This is a genomic window from Kluyvera sp. STS39-E (assembly GCF_040932435.1).
Lineage (GTDB): Bacteria > Pseudomonadota > Gammaproteobacteria > Enterobacterales > Enterobacteriaceae > Kluyvera.
The window spans coordinates 376,390-387,699 of sequence record NZ_JBFQGA010000001.1 but is presented as its reverse complement, the minus strand read 5'-3'; the positions used below and the strand labels follow the sequence as shown (position 1 = coordinate 387,699).

At 49.0% G+C, this 11,310-nt stretch carries 14 protein-coding genes, 1 tRNA gene and 1 pseudogene; 8 read left to right on the top strand and 8 right to left on the bottom strand.

Going from position 1 to position 11,310, the window contains the following annotated elements; genetic code table 11:
* Positions 1-36 precede the first annotated feature (36 nt).
* The 4 genes from AB4K05_RS01875 (at position 37) to AB4K05_RS01860 (ending at position 2,396) form a co-directional block, all read left to right on the top strand.
* A complete protein-coding gene (locus AB4K05_RS01875) occupies positions 37-408 on the top strand; it encodes a hypothetical protein (protein ID WP_368478355.1) in 372 nt (123 codons plus the stop codon).
* Between the two features lie 1,016 nt (positions 409-1,424).
* Positions 1,425-1,982, top strand: a complete 558-nt coding sequence (locus tag AB4K05_RS01870) for a tyrosine-type recombinase/integrase (protein ID WP_368478354.1) — start codon at positions 1,425-1,427, stop codon at positions 1,980-1,982.
* Between the two features lie 10 nt (positions 1,983-1,992).
* Positions 1,993-2,199, top strand: a complete 207-nt coding sequence (locus AB4K05_RS01865) for a hypothetical protein (RefSeq protein ID WP_368478353.1) — start codon at positions 1,993-1,995, stop codon at positions 2,197-2,199.
* On the top strand, positions 2,196-2,396 hold the full coding sequence (locus AB4K05_RS01860; RefSeq protein WP_368478352.1) for a hypothetical protein: 201 nt from the start codon (positions 2,196-2,198) through the stop codon (positions 2,394-2,396). The genes AB4K05_RS01865 and AB4K05_RS01860 overlap by 4 nt, the downstream gene beginning before the upstream one ends.
* Here the strand turns inward: AB4K05_RS01860 and AB4K05_RS01855 are convergent.
* The 4 genes from AB4K05_RS01855 to AB4K05_RS01840 all read right to left on the bottom strand — a co-directional run bounded on the left by AB4K05_RS01855 (position 2,383) and on the right by AB4K05_RS01840 (position 5,446).
* A complete protein-coding gene (locus AB4K05_RS01855; RefSeq protein ID WP_368478351.1) occupies positions 2,383-3,027 on the bottom strand; it encodes a LysE family translocator in 645 nt (214 codons plus the stop codon). The two genes, AB4K05_RS01860 and AB4K05_RS01855, sit on opposite strands and share 14 nt — an antisense overlap.
* 548 nt (positions 3,028-3,575) lie before the next feature.
* A tRNA-Gly gene (locus tag AB4K05_RS01850) sits at positions 3,576-3,649 on the bottom strand.
* An 80-nt stretch (positions 3,650-3,729) separates the two neighbouring features.
* Positions 3,730-4,434: an amidase activator ActS gene (actS, locus tag AB4K05_RS01845; RefSeq protein ID WP_368478634.1), complete on the bottom strand. Its 705-nt coding sequence runs from the start codon at positions 4,432-4,434 to the stop codon at positions 3,730-3,732.
* Between the two features lie 118 nt (positions 4,435-4,552).
* Positions 4,553-5,446: a LysR substrate-binding domain-containing protein gene (locus AB4K05_RS01840; RefSeq protein ID WP_368478350.1), complete on the bottom strand. Its 894-nt coding sequence runs from the start codon at positions 5,444-5,446 to the stop codon at positions 4,553-4,555.
* Between the two features lie 164 nt (positions 5,447-5,610).
* Here AB4K05_RS01840 and AB4K05_RS01835 point away from each other — a divergent pair, with 164 nt between their 5' ends.
* From AB4K05_RS01835 to AB4K05_RS01825, 3 genes are read left to right on the top strand one after another with little or no spacing between them, the layout of a single operon-like run.
* Positions 5,611-7,089, top strand: a complete 1,479-nt coding sequence (locus tag AB4K05_RS01835) for a UbiD family decarboxylase (RefSeq protein ID WP_368478349.1) — start codon at positions 5,611-5,613, stop codon at positions 7,087-7,089.
* Between the two features lie 12 nt (positions 7,090-7,101).
* Complete coding sequence (locus AB4K05_RS01830) at positions 7,102-7,683, top strand: UbiX family flavin prenyltransferase (protein WP_368478348.1); 582 nt, start codon at positions 7,102-7,104, stop codon at positions 7,681-7,683.
* A gap of 21 nt (positions 7,684-7,704) precedes the next feature.
* Positions 7,705-8,457 (top strand): DUF554 domain-containing protein, encoded by a 753-nt coding sequence (locus AB4K05_RS01825; RefSeq protein ID WP_368478347.1) that lies wholly within the window; start codon positions 7,705-7,707, stop codon positions 8,455-8,457.
* Here the strand turns inward: AB4K05_RS01825 and relE are convergent.
* Both relE and relB read right to left on the bottom strand, forming a co-directional pair.
* Positions 8,441-8,728: a type II toxin-antitoxin system mRNA interferase RelE gene (gene relE / locus AB4K05_RS01820; protein ID WP_000323025.1), complete on the bottom strand. Its 288-nt coding sequence runs from the start codon at positions 8,726-8,728 to the stop codon at positions 8,441-8,443. The genes AB4K05_RS01825 and relE overlap by 17 nt on opposite strands.
* Positions 8,728-8,967 carry a type II toxin-antitoxin system antitoxin RelB gene (gene relB, locus AB4K05_RS01815; protein ID WP_000534858.1) on the bottom strand — a complete coding sequence of 80 codons (240 nt, stop codon included), beginning with the start codon at positions 8,965-8,967 and terminating at the stop codon, positions 8,728-8,730. The genes relE and relB overlap by 1 nt, the downstream gene beginning before the upstream one ends.
* Before the next feature lie 24 nt (positions 8,968-8,991).
* On the opposite strand from relB, the pseudogene ydfV reads away from it, so the two are divergent.
* A pseudogene (ydfV, locus tag AB4K05_RS01810) lies at positions 8,992-9,096 on the top strand (protein YdfV); the annotation flags it as partial.
* Positions 9,097-9,229: 133 nt separating this feature from the next.
* Here ydfV and AB4K05_RS01805 read toward each other — a convergent pair.
* Together AB4K05_RS01805 and AB4K05_RS01800 are read right to left on the bottom strand one after the other, a co-directional pair.
* Complete coding sequence (locus AB4K05_RS01805; protein WP_000167917.1) at positions 9,230-10,153, bottom strand: cation diffusion facilitator family transporter; 924 nt, start codon at positions 10,151-10,153, stop codon at positions 9,230-9,232.
* A gap of 199 nt (positions 10,154-10,352) precedes the next feature.
* The gene (locus tag AB4K05_RS01800; RefSeq protein WP_001515348.1) at positions 10,353-10,925 is read right to left on the bottom strand and encodes a cytochrome b/b6 domain-containing protein; all 573 of its coding nucleotides are present in this window, start codon (positions 10,923-10,925) and stop codon (positions 10,353-10,355) included.
* Between the last annotated feature and the right edge of the window lie 385 nt (positions 10,926-11,310).

Below are 11,310 nucleotides of genomic sequence, written 5' to 3'. Positions count from 1 at the left end.
GTAACCTCGTTCCATCAGCGAGCATAAGGAAACAACATGGAAATCATCCAGGGCAAAAACCGCTTTAACGAGATGGCAACCGGAATTCTGGTGAAACTGCATGCAGATTATCCGGTTTACTCATCTTTCGATTTTTCCGACTTCGGCTGGAAGCCCAGAGGAGACAGAACTCAAATTGACCTGTTGTGCTACACGCTCCAAGCTCTCAGCGATATGGGTTATATCGAAATAATCTCTTCAACCGACATGGACAGCGCCGCCAAGTTAACACCTCGTGGTTTGAATTTACTTCAGCAGCAGGCACCAGGCGCAGGCGATGCAATTATTAACGTTCTCAAAGGAGCTGCGGGTGAGAACCGCTCTGCGGTAATCGGTGCCGTCATCGGTTGGATTTTTGGTGGGAAATAATAGAGTTAAATACCCTTAAATGATCCTTCCTGCCGTCTGTTGTCCCTGGCTCGCCTGCGGGACGTGTAGAACGCTATGGTGTGATGTATGCAGGGAAGCCAGTAATGGCGGGGCCTCGGCAGATCTGCCACTCAAGGTACAGTTAAATACACTCCTTGATCCGCCCTCTCAAACCGAAAAAATAAATTTTCTTCGCAAAAACAACGATAAACAGCCCATTACTGGGCCTATGGGAGCCTCTCAGCGGGTCGCTGTGCTGGAGGTGAGTCAGTTCACATCTGGTGGAAGAACGCGCCGTGTAGCGCTTCTGGTGAAGTCAGGGAAGGAATGGTGGGGCTGCTTGCGCTTGTGTGGAAATGGTAACGGAACGGTGACAACCAAGCCGGGAGCATGGTCAGCCGCTGTCTGCAATTGTTGGTGAAAGTTTCAGCAGGCCGAAGGATGCAACGGACAGCCCACGGAGTTACGTCACAGTTCATCAGAATGTGACCTAAAGTGATTGGGCACACACTAAGATATTGAAAATTATATAATTGTAGCAATCTTAATTCTGAGACATCCGGGCACGGCCTGCTTATGCACTTCGAAACAGCATAAAAAACCACAATTTATGCACAAGAAATGAATACACAATCACTTCATGCTGCTGATTGTGGTGCTGTCGATGTCAGCGCCGCTGTGATATTCCCACAACATTCGTATGGACTATTGAGGGTCGGAACGACGGCCTAGCACAGCAGCCCATGCGCGGGATATTTTCTTACCCGTCAACCTATAGTGCATGGGGTCGTTGATAAGCCACTAACGGGGCGGGGTGTGTTCTCAACCGAGAATTTGACCAGAGGTCAAACCCTGAAAGGGCAAGCCGGGGTTGGTTTATTTTCATTTTGTGATGTAAAAACCCCTTGATAATGATCACGTTATGATCAATCATTGATTCATAACGAAACCTAGAAAGCCCGGTAACGGGTTAACCTTCCGGTTAATTGCTGGAAGCAACAAGGGGAGATAATGAAATGGCAAGAACAAACGCACCCACGCCAGAAGAAGCACGACAGATCGAGACAGTCCTCCGTCGTCGCAATGAAACTTACGCTGACGCCTGGGCGCTTAACCTGAATCTGGCATTGCGTATCAGTGACCTGCTGGCACTGACCTTTGATGATGTCGCCGGGAACGTGGTTACTATAAAGGAGAAGAAAACGGGTAAGCCGAAGGTGTTCCCGATTAACAACCGGGCGCGGGAGATTATCAGCCGTCGCCGTGCTGCATACCCGGAAGACAAATTCCTGTTCCAGTCGAAATCAAACCGGGTGAAGAATCAGCCAGCCAGAGCCATCACGAGAGAAGCGGCAAGCCGTGCATTCAGCGAAGCCGGGGAAGAAGTGGTGACAGATAAGAACATCAGCAGCCACAGCGCCCGTAAGTGTCGGGGCCGCGCCTTGTGGGAGACAGGAACGCCAATTGAGACGATCAGCAAAATGCTGAACCACAGCAGCCCAGCAGTCACAATGACGTACCTCGATATTACTCAGGATGAAGTTAACCAGACGTACCACGAACTGAACATTTGAGGATTGAGGAATGAAGAGAATCTTACTGTTTGTGCTGGCCCTGCTGCCATTAGTCGCTCATGCAGGCAAAATCACCATGAGCAACCCCGACCAGGAACAGACGGAGAACGGGAAAACGCTATGCACCTACCAGAACAGCAATTACCTTTTCACCTACGTAACAAAGGGCAAGTGCCCCTATACGAAAACCTTCAATACAGAGGATTCAGAAGAGTGAAAAAGGAGGAAGAGCCGATCATTAGCTTTCAATGGAACGGGGCCACCGTGCGTGTTTATACGCAGGTAGTGAAATTGGCAGGAACGACGCTACAGCGCCACCTGTTACCAACAAACCTTAGAAAGGCTGTAAACGAAGAAATGGCGAAGGCTGGCAACTTGCCGGAAGACAGCCCCCTCATTTTTAACGACGTGTAAGAGCCAACCTTAATCCTAATCCAAAAAATGTAACCCCCACAATCCGATCCAGGATTTTCTGCAATCCCCTATTTTGTGAGACAGCACCAGCGGCGCTACCTGCAAGTATGGCGAACGTTAAATCAGTAAAAAATGCGATCAGCGCGTAAGTCATCCCCAGGATCAGAAAAGAGGCTGTGTGGTGCTCGCCTCCAGGTGAAACGAATTGAGGAAAGAAGGAAATAAAGAACAAGAGTACCTTCGGATTGGTTAAGGTTGTAATAAATCCTTTAGAAAGCAGATTAGTAAGATTAGCTTTAGTCTTAACAGGTTCAACTTCGCTGTTATTCGTAGTTTGTTTTGCGAAGGTTCCCAAAACCATCTTTCCTCCCAGATACATCAAATAAGCAGCCCCTGCATATTTAATCACTGTAAACATCAGCGGAGATGCCGTTATCAGAGCAGTTAAGCCCACAGCACTTGCCACCGCGTGAGTACAACTACCTAAAGCAACACCCGTAGCCGAAAGAATCCCAGCCCGACGACCATTAGCCACACTTTGGCCTATCACGTAGGCCATATCAGGTCCTGGGGTTACGGAAAGAAGAAAAACAGACAGGGCAAAAAGCCCAAAGTTTGTTATGTCCAGCATCGCCATCTCCATGAAATACAAGATACAGCCTGCCATGCTAACATTGAATTATTATTCGTTAAATGAAGATTCCCACTCAAACAACAATAGAAGCCAATAAGCCCGTTGGTGGTAAGACAACGTGCGGAGCGTAGCGACTTCATCAGGGTTATGTCAGACAGTGAAGTTTATCAGGATCGCCGTGTACCCTTTCGGGAGCGTGGCTGAGACGCTGGCAGAGCTTGCATGTGGTGTGCAAGGACCATGACCACCATAGACCTGTTTATTCCCTGCAACGTCATCACGACGTGTGGCATGTGGGAGCATCGGCAAAAATGCGCTTCACTGAAAGTTTTGGGAGTTATGCCAGGTATGGGCTTTTTGTTCGTTGTTGTACTGTCGCGGTAAGAACATGGAACCACCGCCAGCGTGGTGATATGCTCCCTTAAACCACAGACCACTCACGCGACAGGTGCGGGCGTAGGACAATGGGTAGTTTAAGTTGTACCTGCTGAAGCGGGTCAACGTAACTAACTGATAAATCGTAACTTATTGATTTATCAGGAGATTGGAGCGGGTGAAGGGAATCGAACCCTCGTATAGAGCTTGGGAAGCTCTCGTTCTACCATTGAACTACGCCCGCTAAGGTGTGCGAGGAGCATTATAAACCTTACTCCTCGTCTGGCAAGGCCTTACGTGATTAAGTGACGATAAATTAGCCGCTTAGCATTTCGGTTTGCTGCCCTGAGGCGGCAGATAGCGCAAAGGGTCAATTGCCGTCGCGCGATAACGTATCTGGAAATGTAGCCTGACAGAATCAGCATCAGAGTTGCCCATGGTGGCAATCTGTTGACCAATCTTCACGCTCTGCCCGTTGCTCACCATCAGCTTATCGTTATGGGCGTAGGCGGTAATGTAGTCTTCGTTGTGCTTAATCATCACGAGGTTACCGTAGCCACGCAGCTGGTTACCCACATAGACCACCTTCCCTGCACCCGACGCATAGACCGGCTGACCACGGCTACCGGCGATATCAATCCCCTTGTTGCCGCCTTCCGAAGTCGAGTAGGTCATCACCACCTTCCCGCTTGCTGGCCATCGCCAGCAGCGCTGTCCAACCGGCGGCCAAGACGACTTAGGCACTGCAGATGATGGCGTGACTTTTGCCGTCTGAGTGGAGGATGATTTTTTACTGCCTGAGGATTTCGATGCGCCGTTAACCTTCAGCTTTTGCCCAATCTCAATGGTATAGGGCGGCGAAATGCCGTTCATTCGCGCCAGATCCCGAACGCTGGTGCCGGTCATCCGTGAAATACGCGACAGCGTATCCCCTCGCTTCACGGTGTACACCGAACCACTGTAACTGCCCCCTGATTTGGACGAGTTACCCGCACAGCCAGAAAGCACGAGTCCGATAATCAGACACATTAATAGGCGAATTGGGGAAGTGATTTGGCGTCCTGCTCGCAAAACGAATCCTCAGGTAAGAAAGAGTTGGGCATTCTATGATAGCAGGGTCACGGCAGATGCTAAACCACCTGTCACGCTAGCTCGAGGGAAAAGGATACCCTTCAGCCACCAGCTCCATCACCTGTGCACACCAGTTTACGCCCGGCATCTTGACCATCGCCGGGTAAAATATCTGCGGTGAAGGGAACACATCCACCACGTAGCACTGGCTTAGCTTCTCGGCACAAACCTCCGACGAAGGCAGCAGCGTTGCCGCAGCAAGCCCGGACTCCAGCCAATCAATAATCACCCCCGGCTGGGTGATATGCATGATGACCTTAGGTGAGACGCCCGCTTTACGAAACAGGTCAATAAGCATTTCATAGGTTCCAGAATCCTTCGCACGATGGAGCAATACCAGCGGTAGCTGCCCGAGTGCATTGTAGTCAAAAGGATCCTCTGGCGGCTGTGGCAAACACTGTTTGTTAATCACCGCGACCAATTTAACCGGATCGAAGGAGACATAATCAAATCCCTCGCTACGATAGGGACGCTGAATAAAGGCAAGATCAATGGCCCCTTCATTCAATAACCCTTCGAGATGGCTGGAGTCAGTCACTGAGATATTAATTTCAATTTCCGGATGACGTTGGTACAGCGCCAAGAGAAGTGGTTTGAAGTAGGATTGAAAAAGATGGCTCATCCCAAAGCGGAAATACAGCCGGTCTTTTTGCGCAATCCTCATCGTCTCATGCGCCGTGTCCTCAACCTGGCGCAAGATCTCGCAGGCTTTGCGATAGAGGAAATATCCCGCCTCGGTTGGCTCAATACGATTACCGTGGCGCAAAAATAGCGGCGTATGCAGTTCGTCCTCAAGCTCCTGAATGCGCTTGCTGAGCGGCGGCTGTGCCATATTCAGCACTTTCGCCGCCTGACTTATCGACCCCTGCTCAACCACCCGGCAGAAATAACGTAATCGTTTTAAATCCATGCCGCACCGATCTCCGTTCTCTTTTTTGACTGTTTACGCACGATATCTTTGTACACCCATCTTTTTGATCTTCCCAGACCTAGCGAAACGGTATTTGTCCATAAATTGTATAAGGAATAGGGTTAGCGCAGACATTCTCCTACGATTCACAACAGGAATACACTGTGAAAAATTCCCCTACCGTGCGCGACCTGCGCTCTGCGCTGGCGCTGCTTAAAACGCTGCCAGGCGAATATGTTGAAACCGATACCGAAGTCGATCCACATGCCGAACTGTCCGGCGTTTACCGTTATGTTGGTGCTGGTGGCACCTGCCAGCGCCCAACGCGTAAAAATGGCCCGGCGATGGTGTTCAACAAAATCAAAGGATTTGACGATATCAGCGTTGCTATCGGCATTAATGGCTCCCGTAAACGCGTAAGTCATTTCCTGAATTGCCCGCCGGAAAAACTCGGCCATCTGCTGAAAGACTCCGTTCAAACCCCTATTTCACCGGTAGTAACGACGGAAAAATCGACATCTCAGGAAGTGGTACATCTGGCAACCGATGCCGGTTTCGACCTGCGTAAGCTGCTGCCTGCGCCGACCAATACCGAAGAGGATGCCGGCCCGTACATTACGATGGGCCTGTGCTATGCATCCGATCCGGTTACGCATGAATCGGATATCACCATTCACCGTCTGTGCGTGCAGAGCCGCGATGAGCTCTCTATGTGGCTCACTCCGGGTCGACATATCGATGCGTTCCGCATGAAAGCAGAAGAAATGGGCCAGCCGCTGCCGATCTCTATCAGCATCGGCGTTGACCCAGCTATCGAAATCGCCGCGTGCTTCGAACCCCCTACCACACCGCTGGGATTTGACGAATTGAGCATTGCAGGCTCGCTGCGCGGACAGGCCGTCGAAATGGTGAACTGCCTGACCATCAACGAAAAAGCGATTGCCCACGCTGAAATCATCATCGAGGGTGAACTGCTGCCAAACGTCCGCGTTCGTGAAGACCAGAACACCAACACCGGCCGCGCAATGCCCGAATTCCCGGGCTACACCGGCGAGTCCAAAGATGCGCTGCCGATCATTAAGGTGAAAGCCGTCACCCATCGTCATAACCCAATCTGGCGCACCACCGTGGGTCCTGGCGAGGAACACGTCAACATGGCGGGTATTCCTACCGAAGCGAGCATTTTGGACATGGTTGGCCGCGCAATGCCGGGCAAACTGCTGAACGTTTTTGCTCATTCTGCGGGCGGCGGCAAACTGCTGGCCGTTATGCAGTTCAAAAAATTCTCCCCGGCAGATGAAGGTCGTCAGCGTCAGGCAGCATTACTGGCATTTTCAGCCTTCCCTGAACTAAAACATGTGATTCTCGTGGATGAAGATGTCGATATCTTCGACAGCGACGACGTGCTGTGGGCAATGCAGACGCGCTATCAGGGCGATGTCGATACCATCACCATTCCTGGCGTACGCTGCCACCCGCTAGATCCATCCCAAGTGCCGGAATACAGCCCGAGCATTCTGCAACAGGGGATGTCCTGCAAAACTATCTTCGACTGCACCGTACCGTTCCACCTGAAACATCACTTTGAACGTTCTAAATTCAAAGAAGTGGACGTGAAACGCTTCCTGCCGGACTTCGAGTAAGAGGAATAGACAATGAAACCACGCATCATCATCGGCATCAGCGGCGCATCCGGTTTTCAGTATGGCGTTAAGGCGCTGGAACTCCTTCGGCCTCTTCCGCTTGAGGTTCATCTGGTCGTCTCAAAAGGCGCAGAGAAAACCTGTGAACTGGAAACGGACTTCCGTTTAGATGAGGTGATGGCGATGGCTGACGTTGTCTACCCCATTGGTAATCTCGGCGCGGCTATCTCCAGCGGATCGTTTAAAACGCTGGGGATGCTGGTTGCCCCATGCTCCATGAGGACACTGGGCGCCATTGCGCATTGCCTTACCGATAACCTGCTCAACCGAGCCGCAGACGTTGTGCTCAAAGAGCGTCGTCGTCTGGTGCTGTTGGCAAGAGAAACACCGTTAAATCTCGGCCATATCCGCAATATGGCGGCCGTAACGGAAATGGGCGGGATTATCTTCCCGCCGGTTCCGGCTCTCTATCAGCGCCCGCAAACCGCGGACGATATTATTACGCACAGCGTGAATCGTGCGTTGGATCTGTTCGATATCAACGTGGACAACATTCCACGCTGGGGCGAAGGGTCCCTACGTCACGACGGCTAGTGCGACAAAGGAAATACTTTTATGTTAATCGGTCCCTATGTAAATGGGTCTGCCGTAATTATCGGCGGACTGATCGGCGCGGTTGCGGGAGGAAAACTTCCGGAGCGCGTGAAAACGGCGCTGCCTATGACCTTCGGCCTTTGCTCTGTGGGTCTTGGCATCACGCTGGTACTAAAAGTGAAATATATGCCGGCGGTCGTGCTGGCCATGATCGTCGGCGCGATGATTGGCGAACTGCTGCATCTGGAAAACAGGATTGGCAAAGTGGCGGGCTCAACCCGTACTTTGATTAATAAGGTGCTGCCGCCGGTTCAGGGTTTAAGTCACGAAGCGTTCACTGAAAAATTCGTCGCTATTTTGGTACTGTTTTGTGCCAGCGGCACCGGTATTTTCGGGGCGATGACCGAAGGAATGAGCGGCGATCCTTCTATCCTTTACATCAAAACGATTCTTGACCTCTTTACAGCCGGGATCTTTGCCACCCTGCTCGGCTATGCAGTGATGACGATCGCGATTCCACAGTTCATTATCCAGTTGGCTCTGGCGATGCTGGCCGTGTTCCTGATGCCAATGATTTCGCCTTCCATGATGGCCGACTTTTCCTGCGCAGGGGGCTTGCTGATGGTGGCTACCGGATTGCGTATCTGTAACATCAAACTCTTCCCGGTTGCCAACATGTTACCGGGGCTTGTTTTGGTATGTCAACGCAAAGCAGAAGTGTCACCATCGGTGCGAAACAGAGATGTCATGCTTTGGTTCAGAGAATGCGTTTGACCGCCTCGCTATATACTTCCGAGCGTTCTCTTTTCCCAACAGAAATCACGAAAACGACAACTTTCTCGTCTATAACCTGGTATACAAGGCGATAGCCTGAAGACCGGAGCTTAATCTTGTAACAATCAGGCATACCACGGAGCTTGTTTGCTTCAATCCGGGGTGACTCAAGTACTTCAACCAGCTTCTTTTTCAACTGTTCACGTACCGTCGAGCCCAGCTTTCGCCATTCCTTTAGTGCCCGCTCGTCAAAATCCAGAAAATACGCCATCAGAGTTCATCCAGCGTCACACGTACTGGCTTAGGATTACGAAGTCGTTCTTTCACTATCTCCACAAGTTCAGCATCTTCATCACTCAGGAGTGTCTGTTTGAACGGCAAGCGTTCATTGTCAGCGATATACTCGAGCATGAGACGAAGCGCTTCAGAAGGAGTTACGCCCATTTTTTCAAGCGCGGCGTAAGAACGCGCTTTAAGTTCATCGTCAATACGTAGGTTAATGCTACCCATGTCTTACACCCCTTGTAATTACAAATGTCATTACAAGTATCGCACTACAACATGCTTAGGGCAAGTCACGAAGTAAGTCAGAAAGTAGTCGTAAGAACGGTGATCACTGTCCGCTTTGTGCCAGAAGCGGACTTTTTAAAAATATTGCGTGCCCAACAATTGGGCGCAGGTCACATCAAGTACCCTCAGAATTATAGAGAATACCTGAAATTTTTGTAGAGCGAGGTTTGTTACCCTGCCCGACCAGCGACATGTGGTTAGTTTAGTGATCAGAAATGTCGAGCGTTTGGTCGTTCATTGACGCGGGATCTTCCAACGGTTCCACATGAGTGGTGATATGGATAAAAGGCAGTGCGGTGCGGATATCATTCTCTATACGCTCGGCCCAGTCGTGCCCATATTGAACAGTCCATCGCCCAGGAACTAGGATGTGCATTGTCATAAACGCCCGCCCGCCAGCCTGGCGTGTACGTAGTGCATGGAAATCAAGCCCCTGTTCACGATATCCTGCCAGCAGTGACTCGATTTTTTTGAGTTCTTCCGTGGGTAGCGATACGTCCATCAGACCTGCAGCTGAACGACTCATAAGCTGATAACCAGTCCAAACGATGTTGGCTGCGACCAGCAATGCAACGATCGGATCGACCCAAAACCAGCCGGTCAGATAAACCAGTCCGACACCAAAAATGACACCGACCGACGTCCAGACATCGGTCAGCAGGTGATGAGCATCTGCCTCAAGAGTGATAGAGTTGTGCTGCCTGCCAGCCCTTAACAAAATGCGAGCCGTCACAAAATTAAGGATTGATGCGACTGTTGAAACCAGTAATCCGAGACCAATCTCCTCAAGCGGCTGTGGAGTTAACATCCGCTCAACTGCGGTATAGGCGATACTGGCTGCCGCCAATAGGATCAGAAATCCTTCGAAAGCACTCGAGAAATATTCGGCTTTGCCGTGCCCATATGCATGGTTCTCATCGGCCGGAAGCGCAGCCAAGGTCAGCATCCAGAGCGCCATTAGGGCTCCTGCGAGGTTAACTACGGATTCGATGGCATCAGATAGCAGACCGACCGAACCGGTCATTTTCCACGCCACACCTTTGAGTCCGATAGTGGCAATAGCCGTGGCAATGGAAAGCCAAGCGTAGTGCGTCAGCGGACGAGGTAACCCTTTTGTTTTAGTCATTATTAACTTCCTAAAATAGGACGACTAACTCACATTTCTATCCATGATAGATAATTAAACAATCATTTCGCCATGAATATTTTTTCGTTTTTATTAAATTTAATTAAAAAGTCTCTGCAAGTGCTGTTTCATCTTCTAGTAAACTAAATTTTATTTTTAGGGTTTTCTTCAACTTGAAGTAATATTATCTCACAACAGATTAGTCACTTAGGTTAACTGAGCGGCTTTTATATTTTTCAATTAAAATATGCAAAACTCCCATTGCACCATGTGCATAAAAATAGACCTCAATGAAAGTAGTAAAGAACTTATGCCAGTGGATTACTGTTTCAGCCAGATTTGACTGCATGGTATTCAACAAGAACCATAGGCCACCTGAAAGTGCTACAATTAGCAATGCTAGAACTCCAAATCCTTGGATTGTACTGGCAATACCTCCCGAATGTGCATCGGGCAGTCGGAAACTAGTCAACGTTTTTATATCTTGCTTAATACCACTAAAGTCAAGCCCTACCCATGAAAAATAATAAGTAAAACCTCTTTGAGTAAGCATCCAACTTAACATAATAAAACCACAAATAATCAGTCCTAACCCTGAAATAATGTGCATCCAGGTTATAACTCCTTCAAGACTATGTTCACCAATTGCTTCGGTCTCTGTCAGATTAGAGTTAATAATTTGTGATAATATTAGAAATGCCACAATGATGTGAAGAATACGAAAAAAAGGAGCGTAATCATGGGGTAATAGATTCCAGAGTCGCAATTTCATTAATGAGTCCTTAGTAAATTTATCGATGATCTTAATCATACAAAAGAATTATTAGGATAACCTTAATTCTTAAAATTGCAGCAGGCATTAGTTCACCTCTGATATGGCCACTTGCGAAATGGGAATGGTAACTGTTATTACTATGTGTTTACTTGCTGTTCTTGTTACGCAGCCCCTTAAACACATTACTTTCAAATATGATTTCCTGCTGGGTTTAAATATGTGTCTTTCTATAGTGCGGCAACCTATTTTTACACCAACTCATGAATTAAATAAGAATCATAAATTAAATGAGAGGTTTAATTCTCTTGCTTAACGCGATGATATTAAATGGAAATTTTAATTTTTGTAATTTATTAAACAGTTAGAATGAGACATGGTAAAT